This is a genomic window from Leucobacter exalbidus, from assembly GCF_017834145.1.
Taxonomy (GTDB): Bacteria; Actinomycetota; Actinomycetes; order Actinomycetales; family Microbacteriaceae; genus Leucobacter; species Leucobacter exalbidus.
In genome coordinates this window covers 3,060,204-3,078,209 of the sequence record NZ_JAFIDA010000001.1, presented here as the reverse complement: position 1 = coordinate 3,078,209, position 18,006 = coordinate 3,060,204, and the positions used below count along the sequence as shown (strand labels likewise).

At 62.3% G+C, this 18,006-nt stretch carries 13 protein-coding genes; 1 reads left to right on the top strand and 12 read right to left on the bottom strand.

Going from position 1 to position 18,006, the window contains the following annotated elements:
* Positions 1 to 9 precede the first annotated feature (9 nt).
* The 11 genes from dapA to JOF28_RS13840 all read right to left on the bottom strand — a co-directional run bounded on the left by dapA (position 10) and on the right by JOF28_RS13840 (position 12,293).
* Entirely contained in the window at positions 10 to 987 is a 978-nt protein-coding gene (gene dapA, locus JOF28_RS13890; protein WP_209706445.1) for a 4-hydroxy-tetrahydrodipicolinate synthase, read from the bottom strand.
* A gap of 102 nt (positions 988 to 1,089) precedes the next feature.
* Positions 1,090 to 1,680, bottom strand: a complete 591-nt coding sequence (locus JOF28_RS13885) for a dihydrofolate reductase (protein WP_342452181.1) — start codon at positions 1,678 to 1,680, stop codon at positions 1,090 to 1,092.
* Between the two features lie 10 nt (positions 1,681 to 1,690).
* Positions 1,691 to 2,500, bottom strand: a complete 810-nt coding sequence (locus JOF28_RS13880) for a thymidylate synthase (protein WP_209706442.1) — start codon at positions 2,498 to 2,500, stop codon at positions 1,691 to 1,693.
* 177 nt (positions 2,501 to 2,677) lie between these two features.
* Positions 2,678 to 4,276, bottom strand: a complete 1,599-nt coding sequence (locus tag JOF28_RS13875; protein ID WP_209706439.1) for an APC family permease — start codon at positions 4,274 to 4,276, stop codon at positions 2,678 to 2,680.
* Positions 4,277 to 4,436: 160 nt separating this feature from the next.
* Positions 4,437 to 4,889, bottom strand: coding sequence for a tetratricopeptide repeat protein (locus tag JOF28_RS13870; protein ID WP_209706437.1), 453 nt, complete (start codon positions 4,887 to 4,889; stop codon positions 4,437 to 4,439).
* Positions 4,886 to 5,635 (bottom strand): 4-hydroxy-tetrahydrodipicolinate reductase, encoded by a 750-nt coding sequence (gene dapB / locus JOF28_RS13865; protein WP_209706435.1) that lies wholly within the window; start codon positions 5,633 to 5,635, stop codon positions 4,886 to 4,888. Before dapB ends, JOF28_RS13870 begins: the two co-directional genes overlap by 4 nt.
* Complete coding sequence (locus JOF28_RS13860) at positions 5,632 to 7,035, bottom strand: M16 family metallopeptidase (RefSeq protein WP_209706433.1); 1,404 nt, start codon at positions 7,033 to 7,035, stop codon at positions 5,632 to 5,634. Before JOF28_RS13860 ends, dapB begins: the two co-directional genes overlap by 4 nt.
* Before the next feature lie 112 nt (positions 7,036 to 7,147).
* Positions 7,148 to 9,418: a polyribonucleotide nucleotidyltransferase gene (locus JOF28_RS13855; RefSeq protein ID WP_209706431.1), complete on the bottom strand. Its 2,271-nt coding sequence runs from the start codon at positions 9,416 to 9,418 to the stop codon at positions 7,148 to 7,150.
* A 304-nt stretch (positions 9,419 to 9,722) separates the two neighbouring features.
* Positions 9,723 to 11,315, bottom strand: coding sequence for a phosphoglycerate dehydrogenase (gene serA, locus JOF28_RS13850; RefSeq protein ID WP_209706429.1), 1,593 nt, complete (start codon positions 11,313 to 11,315; stop codon positions 9,723 to 9,725).
* Positions 11,316 to 11,449: 134 nt separating this feature from the next.
* The gene (locus JOF28_RS13845) at positions 11,450 to 11,770 is read right to left on the bottom strand and encodes a hypothetical protein (protein WP_209706427.1); all 321 of its coding nucleotides are present in this window, start codon (positions 11,768 to 11,770) and stop codon (positions 11,450 to 11,452) included.
* A 1-nt stretch (position 11,771) separates the two neighbouring features.
* The gene (locus JOF28_RS13840; RefSeq protein WP_209706425.1) at positions 11,772 to 12,293 is read right to left on the bottom strand and encodes a hypothetical protein; all 522 of its coding nucleotides are present in this window, start codon (positions 12,291 to 12,293) and stop codon (positions 11,772 to 11,774) included.
* Positions 12,294 to 12,421: 128 nt separating this feature from the next.
* Between JOF28_RS13840 and JOF28_RS13835 the strand changes: the two genes are divergently transcribed.
* Positions 12,422 to 13,288, top strand: coding sequence for a hypothetical protein (locus JOF28_RS13835; RefSeq protein WP_209706423.1), 867 nt, complete (start codon positions 12,422 to 12,424; stop codon positions 13,286 to 13,288).
* Between the two features lie 363 nt (positions 13,289 to 13,651).
* Here JOF28_RS13835 and JOF28_RS13830 read toward each other — a convergent pair whose 3' ends face one another.
* Complete coding sequence (locus tag JOF28_RS13830; RefSeq protein ID WP_209706421.1) at positions 13,652 to 17,680, bottom strand: DUF5979 domain-containing protein; 4,029 nt, start codon at positions 17,678 to 17,680, stop codon at positions 13,652 to 13,654.
* Positions 17,681 to 18,006 lie beyond the last annotated feature (326 nt).

The following is an 18,006-nucleotide window of genomic DNA, read 5'->3' as shown; positions in this document are numbered from 1 at the left end:
TCCTGTTATTTAGCGGGTGGTGCCTGCGATCTGGGGCAGGGCACCGCCGGCAGCCGCATTGCGGTCCGGCCTGAAGTTTGAAAGGTCGACGCCAGGAAGGTTCTTCACCAGTGCGAGCTCGTCCTCAATGAGGGCGGCCTCCCACTCTTCCGGGCCAACAAGTGGCAGCCGTACACGCGGGCTGCCGATACGGCCGAGGCCGTGAAGAATGTACTTCGCCGCTACGGTGCCAGGCACGTGAGTCATCACGGCCCGCACGAGCGGTTCCAACTGCTGGTGGGCCAGACGCGCTGTGGTCAGGTCTCCAGCATTCACCGCGTCCATAATTGCGCGGTACGGAGCAGCCGCAACGTTCGCGGTGACTCCAATCAATCCCGTGGCGCCAATGGCGAGGTGCGGCAGCACGTTCGCATCGTCGCCCGAAAAGTACATCAGGTCGGTCTGGTTCAGCACACGGCTGACCTGACTGAAATCACCCTTGGCATCCTTGACTGCAAGGATGTTGGGGTGCTTGGCCAGTCGCAGCATCGTCTCGTAGGCAATCGGCACACCCGTGCGCCCCGGGATGTCATACAAAATCACGGGGAGGTCGGTGGCGTCAGCCACCATACGGAAGTGCGTCAGCAGCCCCGCCTGCGTCGGCTTGTTGTAGTACGGGGTCACGATCATCACGCCGTCGGCGCCAGCCTTTTCGCTGGCCTTGTACAGCTCAATCGCGTGCGCGGTCTCGTTCGAGCCGCCACCCGTGATGATCTTCGCACGGCCAGCAGAAACCGACTTTGCAACCTCGACGAGTTTGATCTTCTCGGGGTCAGTCAGCGTACTGGTTTCACCCGTCGTACCCGTCACAACGATGCCATCGGCACCGTTGTTAATGCACTCGTCTATATGCTTCTCTGTGGCAGCCCAATCGACCTCACCGTCAGCCTGAAAAGGCGTGACGAGCGCGACAAGTACTTGTCCAAAAGGATTCTCATGAGTAGCCACCCGTATAGGCTACCGTACCCGCGCGAACTTCTTTGCTCAGGCACACATGAAGCTCTCGCACTTTGCCTGAACAAATGACGTTCGTACGAGCGCTCGAGGCCTTCAGCTGAGCTTCACCCAGCGTTCGATGCGAAATTCCAGACCGGTCGATGACCGCTGCAGGTCGCCGCGCGACGCAAGTGTCCATTCGGGTCCGATCGCGGGCGCGAAGGTATCTGCGCCCTCAATATCGGCCTCGATGCGGGTCACCACGAGCTCGGTCGCGCTGTCCATTGAGGCGTGAAAAAGTTCGGCGCCGCCAATGTTCCACACGGTGCCGGTCTCGGCTGATGCTTCTGCTGATGCCTCGGCCGGTACTTCAGCGGCAACGCATTCGGCGGCCGCTGCCATTCCCGCGGCAACCGATGACACCACGGTGGCTCCGGGGGCCTCATACTCACCGTTGCGGGTAACCACGATGTTGGGGCGCCCGGGCAGGGGCCGCACGCGCTCGGGCAGGGACTCCCAGGTGCGGCGCCCCATGATCACGGGTGCCCCCAGAGTCGTGCGCTTGAAGTGCGCGAGATCCTCGGGCAGATGCCACGGCATCGTGCCGGCTTTGCCGATCACTCCCCCGCGCGCTTCTGCCCAGATGAGCCCGAGCCCGATGCGTGCCACGGGGCTGGCCACGGTGTGTGCCGCGGTGTCTGTCACAGCGCCCGGCCTAGATCGCGACCGGGGCTTTAATCCCGGGGTGGTGCTCGTAGCCGACGACCTCGAAGTCTGAGAGTTCATAGTCGAAGATTGAATCGCGGGGGGCGATCTTCAGGCTCGGGTACGGGAACGGCTCGCGCGCGAGCTGTCGTTCGACCTGCTCGACGTGGTTGTCGTAGATGTGGCAGTCGCCACCCGTCCACACGAACTCACCGAGCTCGAGCCCGGCCTGTTCGGCCACCATCTGCGTCAGCATGGCGTATGAGGCAATGTTGAAGGGCACACCGAGGAACATGTCGGCCGAGCGCTGGTAGAGCTGGCACGAGAGCTTGCCGTCTGCGACGTAGAACTGGAAGAACGCGTGGCAGGGAGCGAGCGCCATCTCTTCGAGATCGGCAACGTTCCAGGCAGACACGATCAGTCGGCGCGAATCAGGGTTCTCCTTGATCTGCGAGATCACCTGTGAAATCTGGTCGACGTGCTGGCCATCAGGCTTCGGCCATGAGCGCCACTGCACACCGTAGACGGGGCCGAGGTCGCCGGCCTCATCGGCCCACTCATCCCAGATCGTTACGCCATTCTCGCGCAGGTACGCCACGTTTCCTTCGCCGCGCAAGAACCACAGCAGCTCAACCGCGACAGATTTGAAGTGCACGCGCTTCGTGGTGATGAGCGGAAACGACTCTGCGAGGTCGAACCTGATCTGACGGCCGAACAGGCTGCGTGTGCCGGTTCCTGTGCGGTCGGATTTCGGGGTGCCGTGCTCGAGAACCTCGCGCAGCAGGTCTTCGTACGGGGTCTGAATCTCGCGTGTAGTCACGCCCCCAGTTTACCCCGCGGGCTGAGCATGTGTGCCCGGGCTAGCTGCAAGCGTAAACGCAACAATCCGCCCCGCGCTGTTGGCCCGAGTATCTCGGGCAAACACCGCGGGGCGGATTCACAGCAGCGACGCTACGGGTCGCGAATTGCGGGTCGCGGGCTGCGAGCTGCGAGCTACTTACGAACCGAGCCCATCATCGAACACGGGCATCGACGCGGTGTCAGATGAGGCGTCGGCGCGTGAAAGCACATCGCCCCTGAAGAACGCGGGCGCCTTCTTAGCCTGCACGAGCATGAGCACGACACCCAGGCCGAGCACGACCACGCCAATCACGCCGACGAGACCGACACCTGCAATGTTGCTCCCCGAGCCAAAATCGGGGTTCATGCTGTCGACCGTGGTCTGCACGAACACGACGAGCAGCAGCAGACCACCGATACCCGGCAGCACGATCTTCGAGAAGACGGCGCCTGCCCCCTCCTTGAATGCGGTCTTGCGGAAGTACCACGGGCTCGCGAGCGCCGTAATGCCGTAGTAGAAGCACACCATCATGCCCAGCGCGGTGATCGTGTCCCACAGCACGTCCTCGCTGATGAAGCGCATCACGGCATAGAACACCGACGCCACGATCGATGACAGCATCAGGGCGACGTGAGGTGACTTGTACTTGGGGTGAATCTTCTTGATCGCCTGCGGCACGGCACCGTAGTGCGCCATCGCCAGCAGTGTGCGGGCGGGTGAGATCGCGGTCGAGTTAATCGAGGCAAGCGCGCTGACCAAAATCGCGAGCGACAGCATAATCGCGGCAGGCCCCATCACCGGGTGCGCGAGTGCGGCAAACACGTTCTCGGCAATGGCCGAGTTGTTGAGGCCGGTGCCAGTGTCGCCGAGGCCGGCGTAAGCAACGGTGGCCGTGGCGGTGCCGACGTACAGCACCACGAGAATGCCCACGAGAATCATCGCGGCCTTGCTCTCGGTTGAGAGGCGCCCCTTCGATGGCTTCGTTTCTTCGCCCATGGTGAGGATGGTGTCCCAGCCCCAGTACACGAAAATCGAGACGGCGATACCGGCGGCGAACGCGCTCACGCTGTCGACCTCGAGCGGGTTGAACCATGAGAGTTCGGGCATGCGGCCCGCTTCGTTGGCGGGATCGGCGGCGCCCACAAACATCGCCACGATGAACCAGATCAAAATGGCCATCTGGAAGGCCACGGTGATGTACTGGAAGATCTTCGTCGAGGTCATGCCCCGGTACGAGATGAACGTGGCGAGCGCCATAAACGCGAGGCACACCAAAATGTTGATGATCCTGTTGTCAGAGAGCTCGGCGATCGCCGGATCATTCATCACGATACTGAGGGATTGGAAGAGGAACTCGACCGCGATGCCCGCGAGGTTCGAGAGCACGAGCACCGTTGCGGCGATCAGCCCCCAGCCGGCCATCCAACCGATCCACGGGCCGAACGCGCGCGTCGCCCAGGTAAATGAGGTGCCAGAGTCGGGCATAGCCGCGTTCAGTGCGCGGTAGCCAAGGGCGACCAGCAGCATGGGAATGAAGCCCATGAGGAAGATCGCGGGCGTCTGGTAGCCCACCTCGCTCGCGGCCGGCCCAACGGCCGCCGTGAGCGTGTACGCGGGGGCGCAGGTCGATAGCCCGATGACGAGCGCTCCGAGTACGCCGACGGTGCCCGAGGGCAAACCCTTTTTGCTGATGCCGGTGTGCGAATCGAGCGTTCGCGTCACCGGGTTTGCGGAATTGAGGTCGTATTTTGCCATGTGACTCTCATACTTTCTGGCACGCCATTGCGCACGTATGCTTCAGAGCGAGAGCGAAGTTTGCGTCTCCCAGCTTCGGCAGACGCGCATCATTCGCTTCGGGCACGATTCTATGTAGCGCGGTATCAAAAATCTAATCAACCAATGATAACCGCAGAATCTACGCCAGATTCACCGAAATCGCTTGTCGAATTGCTGCACGGGCACGCTTTCGGTCGCCGCACGCGTCATACATCAGCCCCAGGCGCAACCACGACTGCCAGCGATCCGGCGCAGCTTCGGCCTCAGCCTTGTAGCGCCCGAAAGCCGCGTCGAGCACATCGCGATCGGGTCGCGTGCCAGCCTCGCGTGCGGCCGCAATCTCCTCGGGCAGGGCTCCATCGGCGTCGAGCTGGTCGACGAGCGCCGTCGACTGGCGGCCGAACTGCAGCTCACGCAGCAGCGCCCACACGCCGATCAACGGCAGGATCAGCATCGCCAACCCCATGACGATCGGAATCACGCCCCCCGTGGCGAGCAGCCCGACGGCGCGCACCCCCGTGAACACGAAATAGAGCACGAGCAGCACGCTCATCAACGCGACTCCCAGCAGCGCGCGTACCCGGGCGGTCATGCGGTCGCTCCCCCGAGGCCGAGCAGCGCGTCGAGGCCGACGGTGAGCCCCTCGCACCCCGCGGCCGCAGTGAGCGCGGCGCGAATGCCGGCGCGGTACGCCTCATTGGAGTGGGTGTCGTGGGTCACGGTCAGCACCTCACCGGGGCCGCCGAAGCGCACCTCTTGTTTCGCGACCACGCCCGCGAGACGCAGGCTGTGCACCGGAATCCCGGCAATCAACTCACCGCGCGCGGGCTGCTCGGCGAACGGCGCCTCGATCGGACCGAGGCCCTTCGCAGCGCGCGCCTCAGCCATCAATTCGGCGGTGCGCACCGCGGTGCCCGAGGGCGAATCCACCTTGTGCGGGTGGTGCGCCTCGATGATTTCGGCCGCATCGAAGTAGGGCGCGGCGATGCGTGCAAGTGCGGTGCCGAGCACCGATCCCAGCGAGAAGTTGGGTACGACGATGGCTCCGGATCCGGGGCGTTCGGCAAGGCTCGCCTCGAGCACCGCGAGCCGGTCGGCCGACCAGCCGCTCGTGCCCACGATCACGCGCTGGCCGCGCTCGATCGCCCGGGCCACAATGGCGGCCGAGGCCTCGGGGTGACTCACGTCGACGAGCACGTCGGCCGTCGCGCCTTCCTCGGGTGCCGAGGTGCTGCGCAACCGCGCAACCAGTTCGAAGCCGGGCGTCTCTTCGACGACCTGGCAGACCAATGTTCCCAGGCGACCGGTGGCCCCCGCGACTGCTACGCGTACGTTCATGCTTCTAAGGTACCCGCCCGTGAGACGTCGCCGACCGCGACGACGGTCATGGGGCGCGCAGCGATCTCAGCGGCGATGGCCGTGATCTCGGCCGGAGTCACCGAGGTGTATCGCGTCAGCGAGCTGTCTAGATCCCACAGCTCACCGGCGCCCAGCTCGGCGCGGGCGAGGCGGCCCATGCGCGTCTCAGAATCTTCGAGGGCGAGCGCTGAGGAGCCTGCGATCTGGCCGAGTGCTCCCTCGTGCTCTTCTGCCGTGATGCCCGAGTCGGCGATCTTCTGCAGCTCGAGCAGGCTCAGCTTGAGCACCTCTGAGGCCTTTTCGGGGGCCATGCCCGCGTAGATCCCAAAGAGGCCAGCGTCTGAGTAGCTCGCACCAAACGAGTACGCCGTGTAGGCGAGCCCCCGCTTCTCACGAATCTCTTGGAACAGGCGACTCGACATGCCACCGCCGAGCACCGAGTTCATGATGCCGAATGCGAAGCGGCGCGGGTCGTTGGCGCGCAGCCCGTTCGCGCCGATCATCAGGTTGATCTGTTCGCTCGGGCGTTCGGTGACGCACACGCGCGGGGCGGTCAGCGTGCCGGGTGCGGCTGCTGTCGCGCCCGTTGCGAGCACATTGGGAATCGCGTCAACGTGGGCCTGGCCACGGCGCACGGGCAGGGCCTCACGGTCGGTGTGCCAGCGCTCCTCGGGCGACGCGTTGAGGGCCGCGACCACCTGTGCGACAAGCCAGTCGTGATCGACGGCGCCCGCGGCGGTAACCACGAGCGTCGACGGGTCGTAGGTGTTGCGGTAGTGACGATCGACGTCGTCGCGGCGCGCACCCTTAATGGTTTCGGGCAGGCCGCCAATGGGGCGCCCCAGCGGGTGATCCTTGAGCACCTCTTCGAACAGGCTCTCGCTCGCCACGTCGGCGAGGTCATCTGCCGCCATCGCGATTTCTTCGAGGATCACGCCGCGTTCGTTCTCGAACTCTTCTTCGTCGAGCACCGAGTTCGTCACCATATCCGCGAGCACCGTCACCGACATCGGCAGGTCAACGTCGCGCACCTTGGCGTAGTAGCAGGTGTATTCCTTGGCCGTGAGCGCGTTGTGCTCGGCGCCGATGCGGTCGAAACTGGTCGCAATTTCATAGGCGTCGCGCGTGGGCGTGCCCTTAAACAGCAGGTGCTCGAGGAAGTGGGTGGAGCCCAGGCTGCCCGGGGCGTCATCGCGTTCGGCCTGCTCATCGCGGGAGCCCACTCCCACCCAGAATCCGATCGTGGCGCTTCGTGCACTGGGCATATGCTCGGTCAGTACACGCAGCCCACTCGGGTGGACCGTGCGGCGCATCAGGCTGCCGCTGAGATCGACTGCGAGTTCGGCCTGGTCTAGGGGCAAGAGAATCGGTTCACGCATTCCTCCAGCCTAGTGGCGGTCGGCTGAGGCTTCGTCGTTCCCGCAGACAAGAAAGCGCCCGGCATCGCCCATAAGGGTGATGCCGGGCGCGATCCGGATCAAACTACCGAAATTACTCGGCAGCCGCCTCAGCAGCAGGAGCGTCAGCAGCCTGCTCCTCGAGTACGGGCTCGAGCGAGAGCTTGCCGCGGTCGTCGACCTTGGTGATCTTGACGAGCACCTTCTGGCCAACCGAGAGCACCTCGTCTACCGACTCGATGCGCTTGCCGCCGACGATCTTGCGAACCTCGGAGATGTGCAGCAGGCCGTCCTTGCCGGGCAGCAGCGAGATGAACGAGCCGAAGGCCGCGTTCTTCACGACAGTACCGAGGTACTGCTCGCCGACCTCGGGGTTCTGCGGGTTGGCGATCGCGTTGACCTGCGCGCGAGCTGCCTCAGCCGAAGGACCGTCAACCGCACCGATGTAGACGGTTCCGTCGTCATCGATCGAGATGTCGGCACCCGTGGTGTCCTGGATACCGTTGATCGTCTTGCCCTTGGGGCCGATCAGCTCGCCGATCTTGTCGACGGGAATGTTCACCGTGATGACGCGAGGCGCCGTGGGAGCCATCTCGTCGGGGGTGTCGATTGCCTGGTTCAGCACACCGAGGATCGTTGCACGAGCCTCCTTTGCCTGCGACAGTGCCGCTGCGAGGATATCCGAGGGGATACCGTCGAGCTTGGTGTCGAGCTGCAGTGCGGTCACGAACTCAGAGGTTCCTGCAACCTTGAAGTCCATGTCGCCGAGCGCGTCTTCTGCACCCAGGATGTCGGTGAGCGTTGCGTAGCGGGTTTCACCGTTGAGCTCGTCAGAGACGAGACCCATAGCGATACCTGCGACGGGAGCGCGCAGCGGCACACCAGCGTTGAGCAGCGACAGCGTGGACGCGCAAACGGAGCCCATCGAGGTCGAACCGTTCGAGCTGAGCGCCTCAGATACCTGACGGATCGCGTAGGGGAACTCCTCGCGGCTGGGCAGCACGGGCACGAGCGCACGCTCGGCCAGGAAGCCGTGACCGATCTCGCGGCGCTTGGGGCTGCCAACGCGGCCCGTCTCACCAGTCGAGTAGGGCGGGAAGTTGTAGTGGTGCATGTAACGCTTGCTGGTCGTGGGCGACAGCGAGTCGATCTGCTGCTCAAGCTTCAGCATGTTCAGCGTGGAGACACCCATGATCTGGGTCTCGCCGCGCTGGAAGATAGCCGAGCCGTGTACGCGAGGGATAACCTGCACCTCTGCGTCGAGCGCGCGGATGTCGCGCAGGCCACGGCCGTCCATGCGGGTGCCCTCAGAGAGGATACGACCGCGAACAACCTTCTTGGTGACCGACTTGTATGCAGCCGATACCTGGCCCTCAACATCTGCGGAAAGCTCGCCAGCGGCGATCTTGGCCGAGATGGCTTCCTTCACGCTTGACTTCAGCGCGTCGTCAGCATCCTGGCGCTCCTGCTTGCCAGCGATCTGGTAGACCTTGGTGAGCTCAGCTTCTGAGAGCGCCTCAACTGCGGCGTATGCCTCATCGGTGTAGGGCAGGAATACGGGGTACTCCTGCACAGCCTTGGCCGACTGAGCAGCAAGCTCAGCCTGTGCCTTCACCAGCTGGGTAAGGAACGGCTTTGCAGCCTCCAGGCCCTGTGCCACGACGGTCTCGTCGGGCTTCACAGCGCCAGCCTTGATGAGGTTCCATGAACCCTCGGTAGCCTCAGCCTCAACCATCATGATGGCGACGTCTTCAGTTCCGTCAGCCTTGGTGATGACGCGGCCAGCAACCATGAGGTCGAAGACTGCGTCCTTAACCTGCTCTGAGTTGGGGAACGCGACCCACTGGTCAGCGTTGGCACCCGAACCGGGGATCAGCGCGAGGCGCACACCGGCGATGGGGCCAGAGAACGGCAGACCCGAGATCTGGGTCGAAGCGCTGGCAGCGTTAATTGCGAGTGCGTCGTAGTACTCGCCGGGGGCGATCGACAGCACCGTGATAACGATCTGAACTTCGTTACGCAGGCCGGTCACGAATGACGGGCGCAGGGGGCGGTCGATCAGACGGCACACGAGGATCGCGTCGGTTGACGGGCGGCCCTCGCGGCGGAAGAACGAGCCGGGGATCTTGCCTGCGGCGTATGAACGCTCTTCAACGTCAACGGTCAGCGGGAAGAAATCGAAGTGGTCCTTCGGGTTCTTCGACGCGCTCGTTGCCGAGAGGAGCATGGTCTCCTCGTCGAGGTACGCGGCAACCGCGCCCTGTGCCTGCTGTGCGAGGCGACCGGCCTCGAAACGGATCGTACGCTTTCCGAAACGACCGTTATCGAGAACGGCCTCGGCGAACTTGATTTCAGGACCCTCCATGGGTACTCCTTTATTCGAGTGAGCGCGCGGCAGGGTGTTGCGAGTGCCGCACTGCTGATGTTCAGTAGAAGGCCACTCTGTAGCTTGCGCACTGCAGAGGAATCCACCACCGAAGACCAGCCCGCCACCTGCGCGCTCATATTCTGAGGTTGTGGGCGCATGCCCACTCATCCAGGCTATCACCGTGGGCCCGCAAAATTGGCGTGAGTGTGCGATTCTTCCCTCGCGCCGGGCCGCCCACCCAGATACCACAACGCCGCCGCCCAGCTTCCACTGGGCGGCGGCGTCGGTTCGTCAACGAAGACTACTGGGCGTCAACGTCAATCGTGCAGAGACGGTCGGCGCCAATGGCCTCGCTCAGCGCGCCAATGAGTGCCTCATCGACGGGAGCGTCAACGGCGAGCACCGACAGCGCGGTGCCCTTCTTCTGATCGCGAGCGATCTGCAGGCCAGCAATGTTCACGCCGGCCTCGCCGAGGATGCCACCGTATGCGGCGACGATGCCCGGGCGATCCGTGTAGCTAAACACGAGCAGGTGCGCGGGGATGGCCAGCTCAACCTCGTAGCCGTTCACCTCAACGATCTTCTCGACCTGCTTCGGGCCGGTCAGCGTGCCCGATACCGACACCGTGGTGCCGTCGGTGAGTGAACCGCGCAGCGTAATCACGTTGCGGTAGCTCTCTGAGACGGTGTCCTTTGAGAACCGTACTTCAACGCCGCGCTGTTCAGCGATCAGCGGTGCGTTCACGTATGACACGGGATCGCTGACGACCTTTGAGAACACGCCCTTGAGTGCTGCAAGACGCAGTGCTTCAACGTTGCGCTCGCCCAGTTCGCCGTGTACCTCGATGTCGAGTGACGCGATCGGGCCGGCTGCGAGACCAGCGAAGACCTGGCCCAGCTTCTCGGTGAGGGGCAGACCGGGGCGCACGTATTCGTCGATGACGCCACCGGCAACGTTGACAGCGTCGGGAACCAGGTCGCCCGCGAGTGCGAGACGAACCGACTTCGCAACCGAAACGCCGGCCTTCTCCTGTGCTTCAGCGGTTGAAGCGCCCAGGTGCGGGGTGACGTTGACGTTGGGCAGACCCGTCAGCGATGCGTCGGCCGGGGGCTCCTGCATGAATACGTCGAGTGCTGCGCCGGCGATCTCGCCGTCCGTCAGCGCCTGTGCGAGAGCTGCCTCATCAATCAGGCCGCCACGCGCCACGTTTACCACGTAGGCGGTGGGCTTCATGGCGCGCATCTGTTCTGCGCCAATCATGCCGAGCGTCTCGGGCGTGCGGGGCATGTGAATCGTCAAGAAGTCGACGCGCTTCACGAGCTCGTCGAGCGAGACCAGCTCGACGCCGAGCTGCTGTGCGCGCACAGCGGTGACGTAGGGATCAAACGCGATGAGCTCAACGCCGAAGCCGCGCAGGCGCTCGGCAACCAGGGCACCGATGCGGCCGAGGCCGACAATACCGATGGTCTTTTCGTAGAGCTCGGTGCCGGTGAACGACGACCGCTTCCACAGCCCCGCAGACAGTGAGGAGTGTGCACGCGGCAGGTGACGAGCCAGACCCAAGATGTGGGCGACCGTCAGCTCAGCAGCACTGATGATGTTGGAGGTCGGAGCATTAACGACCATGACGCCGGCCTGGGTGGCCGCCTTAATATCGACGTTATCGAGGCCAACACCCGCGCGGGCGATGACCTGCAGCTGAGGCGCCCAGCTGAGTGCCTCCGCATCGATGAGAGTTGCCGAGCGTACAAGCACGGCATTAGCAGTGGCCAGCGCCGAGCGCAGCGCGTCGCGGTCAGTACCGTCGACGTGCACCACCTCGAAGTCAGGGCCAAGTGCGGCGATGGTAGCGGGAGACAGTTGTTCGGCGATCAGCACGACCGGCGCAGACATCAATCGAATCCTTCGGGTCAGCGGCATTGGGTACCCAGACCGTAAAAGGACGGCCGGGGTTCCATTCTAGGGCCCGAAGCATGCCGCCTTTGACGCGCCGCCAAAAGCGACCGCGTTCCGCCGCCCTCCAAGCGCTATCCGAAGAAGCTGGACTGCGGCACCAGCAGCAGAATTTCCAACTGCACAGCACCGGCCACGCACAGGCCGGTCGCGAGTGCCAAAAGTCGCACCGCGGCACTCTTTCGGCGAGCCGCCAGCAGCGCAAGCACAAAGGCCACGGGGGCAAGCGCGAGCACCGTGATCAACCAGAACCAGCCAGCGGCGGTCATTGACAGCCCCATGCTGCCCACCATTTGTGGCAGCAAGATGAGGTTTCCGGCTGCGGCGATCACCATATAGAGGTACAGGCCGGTGATGGCTGCCCCCACGACCCAGGAAATGATCCGGCGCGTCATCTTAGGCACCCCAAACAAACATCGGCAGTGGCGCAAGAACCACCGCTCCAATAACGATCCAAAGCGCGATGCGCGCAGTTGATGCGCCGCGGTTGAGCAGCAAGACGCTCAAGAACCAGCCAATCGGGGCGAGCGGGGCGACCCACAATACGATCTGCTGCAGCACACCGCCCAGCGATCCGCTTGACGCTGCGACGAGGTTGTTGGCGCTCGCGTAGTACTCGGCCCAGCTAAACCACACCCAGGTGTACATCAGGTAGATGCCGCCGAACACGCCCAGGATCACGAGCATGGCATTCGACATCTGTGCGGGGCCCTGATCGGTGCCCAGCTCAGCGTCGTCGTGGTCGTTTTCACTGGCGACGGGAGCGTTCAGTGCCGCCGCCGATTCAGCAATACTGGCGTCGCCTGCAGCTGCAGCGCCCGCCGCAACATCGGCCTCAGCCGCGTTCGGGGCGCCCTCGACGGTCCACCCGTTCGCAAGGCGACTCTCGCGAGCGGCGCTTTCATTCTTTTTTCGCACCCGCCAAGCCTAGCGAAGCTCATCTTTGAGACTGCCGAACCCTGTATGCAAGCTGTTAAGGTGAAATCTGAGTGCGCGGTGAATCCGAACACGGGGATCAGGATTAGTGCAACGCGAGGGAGCATCTCATGGCAGAAAAGCCCACCAAACGAGTTTCAGAAGTCAAGGCGAAGAACCCAGAGGCGGCCCCCGGTTGGAAGCCCACCCCTGAGTCGGCCGCTAAGGCAACCCAGCTGCGCATCGTTTCGTGGTGCGTGTGGGCGGTCGCGATCGGCGCCGAAGCCTTCGCAATTTTCTGGGTGCTCAAGCAGGTACCGGTGAAAATGTGGCTGCTGATCGTGTTGATCGTGGTCGCGGGCATTCTGTCGGTCGTGGGCTCGCTGTGCTGGAAGCAGGCGAATCGCCTCGACCCCGCGTCGAATCAAGACAAGCTGCGCTTCTTCGTGCAGAACCAGCTTGGCGCCATCATCGCGGTGATCGCGTTCTTGCCGCTCATCATCATGATCTTCTTGAACAAGAACATGGACGGCAAGCAGAAGGCGGTCGCCGGCGGTATTGGCGTCGTGGTGTTGCTGATCGCGGGCGCGCTCGGTGTGAGCTGGGACTCACCGTCGCAGGAGCAGTACGCGGCTGAGACCAACATCGTGAAGCAGCTCACAGGCGAGGATCTCGTGTTCTGGACCAAGTCTGGCGGGGTATTTCACGTCTGCGAGTCGGTTCCCGATGTGAACAAAGAGTCAAAGGACGGCACGATCTACCAGGGCACCGTCGCTGCGGCCCACGAAGCAGGCAAGGATCGCCTCACGAAGCGCTGGGAGAGCGAAGCCCTGAACTACTGTGGCTACACCGAGGCTGACGTTGCGAACGCCACGAGTGGCATTGACGTCGCCAACCTTGACGCGACTGACCCCGAATCTACAGACACCGATTCAGCAGACACTGCTCCCGCTGACACCGAGTCGGCCAACGACGCAGAAGAGACGCCTGCGCAGTAACCAGCTCGCGGGCCTCGGCGGGGCCTAACGCGGCTCCGGATCAGCCCCGATGTCGTCAGTTCCTCAGCCCTTATGGGCTGCGTGATCGACGGCATCGGGGCTTTTCTGTGGGCGCATGCGACATCGCTGAGCAACCCAGGAACTGTATAGCTGGCCAGTCCCCCACTTTCCTCAGCAGCGAACGATCAGCCCTTCACCCGGGGCAAACGAAAACAGCGCTGCTGGAATCTGCATGACACAGATTCCAGCAGCGCTGCGGCCGCCTAACCGATGAGTGCCGTCCACCCGTGAGAAAAGTTTCCTCTTCATCTGGATGGGACGGCGCCCTCACCTAGGCCTCAGGCTCAGCCCAGAAACGCCTACCTACATGGCGGTTCGCTTGCGACGAATCAGCAACAGCACGCTGCCGGCCAAGAGGAACACCCCTCCAGCGATCGCTGCACCAGTTGCAGACATTCCACCGGTCGCGGCCAGGCCGCTTTCGGCCTTGGCAGCCTTCACGACAGGAGTCTGCTCGCCAGCCTTAGTGGCCGGTTCATCAGGCTGAGTCGTCGGCTCCTTAGGCTCAGTGGTCGGCTTCTCAGTATTCTCATTAGGTTCGTACGTGTTCGGTTCGTCTTCCTGCTCGTACGTGTTCGTGACCGACCACTCGACGTCTGCCACGCCATCCTCAAGGATGGTAATCGTGTCAGCCGACAGAGTGTTAGATACGAACGAGAACCCAGCAGGAGCCTCGGGCAGTTCACCCTCGGTCAGCGTCACCACAGTCCCCTCGGGCAGTTCTACGCCCGAGTTCACTACGGTTCCATCAGCAGGAAGCTCGAACGACTTCTCGCCGCCATCCCAGGTCGCGGTCACAGGGAACGTGGTTCCCTCAGGGAACTCGGCAGCGTCAACACCGGCCAGTACCTTGCGCAGGTTAAACGTGCCGTCATTTACGACGACTACATCCTGCTCATACGTGTTGGTCACCGACCACTCGACGTCCGCTACGCCAGCTTCAAGGATGGTGATCGTGTCAGCCGAGAGGCTGTTCGACACGAACGAGTAGCCGGCAGGAGCCGCAGGCAGGTCGCCCTCGGTCAACGTCACGACAGTGCCCTCAAGCAGCTGAAGCTCTGATTCCACAACCGTGCCGTCAGCAGGAAGCGCGAACGTCTTCTCGCCGCCATCCCAGGTCGCCGTCACTGGGAACGTGGTCCCCGCAGGGAACTCAGCCGCGTCAACACCTGCGAGCACCTTACGCAGATTGAACGTGCCGTCATTCACGACAACTACATCCTGCTCATAGGTGTTCGTGACCGACCATTCGATGTCTGCGTTCCCGCCATCCAGGATGGTGATCGTATCTGCTGACAGGCTCTTCGACACGAACGAGTAGCCGGCAGGAGCAGCAGGCAGTTCACCCTCGGTCAACGTCACCACAGTGCCCTCAGGCAGCTGAAGTTCTGACGATACGACGGTTCCGTCAGCAGGAAGCTCGAATGTTTCCGAGCCGCCATCCCAGGTCGCCGTCACGGGGAAAGTGGTCCCCGCAGGGAAGTCAGCCGCGTCAACGCCCACCAGCACCTTGTGCAGGTTAAAGGTGCCATCATTCACGACAACATCCTGCTCGTACGTGTTCGTGACCGACCAGGCAACATCCTCGACGCCATCCTCAAGGATGGTGATCGTGTCAGCCGAGAGGCTGTTCGATACGAACGAGTAGCCAGCAGGAGCCTCGGGCAGGTTGCCCTCGGTCAATGTCACCACAGTGCCCTCAGGCAAGTCCACGCCTGACTTCACCACGGTTCCGTCAGCGGGAAGCTCGAACGACTTCTCGCCGCCATCCCAGGTCGCCGTCACAGGGAACGTGGTCCCCGCAGGGAACTCAGCCGCGTCAACGCCCACCAGCACCTTGTGCAGGTTAAAGGTGCCATCATTCACGACAACATCCTGCTCGTACGTGTTCGTGACCGACCAGGCAACATCCTCGACGCCATCCTCAAGGATGGTGATCGTGTCAGCCGAGAGGCTGTTCGATACGAACGAGTAGCCAGCAGGAGCCTCGGGCAGGTTGCCCTCGGCCAATGTCACCACAGTGCCCTCAGGCAAGTCCACGCCTGACTTCACCACGGTTCCGTCAGCGGGAAGCTCGAACGACTTCTCGCCGCCATCCCAGGTCGCCGTCACAGGGAACGTGGTCCCCGCAGGGAACTCAGCCGCGTCGACACCGGCGAGCACCTTGCGCAGGTTAAACGTGCCATCGTTCACGACAACAACATCCTGCTCGTACGTGTTCGTGACCGACCATTCAACATCCGCCACGCCATCTTCAAGGATGGTGATCGTTTCTGCTGACAGGCTGTTCGATACGAACGAGTAGCCGGCAGGAGCCTCGGGCAGGTTGCCCTCGGCCAATGTCACCACAGTGCCCTCAGGCAAGTCCACGCCTGACTTCACCACGGTTCCGTCAGCGGGAAGCTCGAACGACTTCTCGCCGCCATCCCAGGTCGCCGTCACAGGGAACGTGGTCCCCGCAGGGAACTCAGCCGCGTCGACACCGGCGAGCACCTTGCGCAGGTTAAACGTGCCATCGTTCACGACAACAACATCCTGCTCGTACGTGTTCGCGACCGACCACTCAACATCCGCCACGCCATCTTCAAGGATGGTGATCGTTTCTGCTGACAGGCTGTTCGATACGAACGAGTAGCCGGCAGGAGCCTCGGGCAGGTTGCCCTCGGTCAATGTCACCACAGTGCCCTCAGGCAAGTCCACGCCTGACTTCACCACGGTTCCGTCAGCGGGAAGCTCGAACGACTTCTCGCCGCCATCCCAGGTCGCCGTCACAGGGAACGTGGTCCCCGCAGGGAACTCAGCCGCGTCGACACCGGCGAGCACCTTGCGCAGGTTAAACGTGCCATCGTTCACGACAACAACATCCTGCTCGTACGTGTTCGCGACCGACCACTCAACATCTGCGACACCATCCTCAAGGATGGTGATCGTGTCAGCCGACAGGCTCTTCGACACGAACGAGTACCCGGCAGGCGCCTCAGGCAGGTCTCCCTCGGTCAGCGTCACTACCGTGCCTTCCGGCAGCTGAAGACCCGAGTTCACCACAGTTCCATCAGCAGGAAGCTCGAACGTTTTCTCGCCACCATCAGCCCAGGTTGCCGTCACGGGGAACGTGGTCCCCGCAGGGAACTCGGCCGCCTCAACACCGGCCAGCACCTTGTGCAGGTTGAAAGTGCCTTCGTTCACCACGACAGGCTCATTGATGCAAGGGAATCGTCCCTTGAAAAGGTTCGTATGCATTTCTTTACCGCCCTGAAGTGCCGTGAAGTTCTGGGCGATCAGTTGCCCTTCGAACTCCCGACCGCCATCAGATTCTGCGGGGAACACAACGTGGGCGTTGGGGGCATAGATCGAACCGCGCACGGGTTCGTTCGGAGACACAACCTCAACTGCGCCAACGATCTCGCTGAAGTCAAAGAGGATGTGACTCACACCTTCTTTTTCTGCCCCTTCCTTTCCGGGGAAAGAGTACGACGGGAGCGTTACGCGGCCGTCCACAACATCTGACTGGTCCACTGAGATAACGAGGAACGATGTTTCGGAATAATCGGCGAGCTGAAACTTACTGATTCCAGCAAAGTCCGAGAGCTGCAACTTGCTCGGCCCATCAGCGCTGAGCGTAATGGTCTGATCGTCACCAGCTGGTGCGGGAATGTTCTGCCAGTCAGCGAACGACTCAATGATGGAAGTGCCCGCGTCTACGGGGAAGTATGAAAGTACATCACCGTCAGCACTCCAGCTCTTCTGAGCAGCTTCCAGGTCAGTCCATGGCTGTACAACAGAGTCAATCTGCGGGCTCATGTTTCCGCCGTCGGAGGGGAAGAACGTTGTTCCGTTCCCGCCAAACATCGGCCCAAACGTGTAATCGGCCGGTGTGGATTGATCACCAATCTTTGCACCAGCTTGAGCGCTTGCGCCGGTCGCGCCATCGGCTTTGACCTGAACAATTTTGCCGTCAGTCGCGAACTCCTGAATCAGTACGCGGTTGGGCTCGCCGTCGAGAGTGGGAGCCTCATAGTCATAGTTCCCGCCAATACCACCATGGTAGATCGGGTACTGCTGGTTTTGGTTGCCTCGCGCGTCACCAAACGTCGCACGACCTCCAACAGCAAGCGTGCCTTCAAGCTCACTGTTCGCAAGAATCGCGTTCTCCCGCACAAATACCGTGTAGCCGTTCTCCGATCCGTTCGGAGTCGCGGCTCCCATCGGGTTCACCGGGCTGCACGAAGCTGCGGGTGACTGGCTCGGCACGGCAACAGCCGGAGCTGTAGTAGCGATGAGTCCAGTCCCGGCTACCGCCAGCGTTGCGACAGCCGCCAAGAATTTCTTCAAGTGCCTTCCACCTAAGGATAAAGGAACGCGTTTACGAACGGGCATAGCAATTACTCCACTCTCCACAGCACCCACGAATTGGGCGCACAAAAATTGCCTACAACAGGCCCCCAACACTGATGTAGACGAAGGTTTACGTAAACCATAATTTACGTTCCTAAACACGCAAATGGACTATTCATAGTCAACAAGTTTTAATTGATTTATTACTCATTTTTTATAAATAGCCAATACATAGCTACTGCGCAACATCGGTGCTAGAGTCAGCATCGCCCCAGGAGCGAATTAGTAATTCGATGCGCAGGGCAACGAGCCTTTGCGCAGAT

Excerpts from the sequence above, each read along its gene's own strand:
- JOF28_RS13875 (WP_209706439.1), bottom strand. The coding sequence starts at position 4,276 with ATGGCAAAATACGACCTCAATTCCGCAAACCCGGTGACGCGAACGCTC.
- JOF28_RS13870 (WP_209706437.1), bottom strand. The coding sequence starts at position 4,889 with ATGACCGCCCGGGTACGCGCGCTGCTGGGAGTCGCGTTGATGAGCGTG.
- dapB (WP_209706435.1), bottom strand. The coding sequence starts at position 5,635 with ATGAACGTACGCGTAGCAGTCGCGGGGGCCACCGGTCGCCTGGGAACA.
- JOF28_RS13860 (WP_209706433.1), bottom strand. The coding sequence starts at position 7,035 with ATGCGTGAACCGATTCTCTTGCCCCTAGACCAGGCCGAACTCGCAGTC.
- JOF28_RS13855 (WP_209706431.1), bottom strand. The coding sequence starts at position 9,418 with ATGGAGGGTCCTGAAATCAAGTTCGCCGAGGCCGTTCTCGATAACGGT.
- serA (WP_209706429.1), bottom strand. The coding sequence starts at position 11,315 with ATGTCTGCGCCGGTCGTGCTGATCGCCGAACAACTGTCTCCCGCTACC.
- JOF28_RS13845 (WP_209706427.1), bottom strand. The coding sequence starts at position 11,770 with ATGACGCGCCGGATCATTTCCTGGGTCGTGGGGGCAGCCATCACCGGC.
- JOF28_RS13835 (WP_209706423.1), top strand. The coding sequence starts at position 12,422 with ATGGCAGAAAAGCCCACCAAACGAGTTTCAGAAGTCAAGGCGAAGAAC.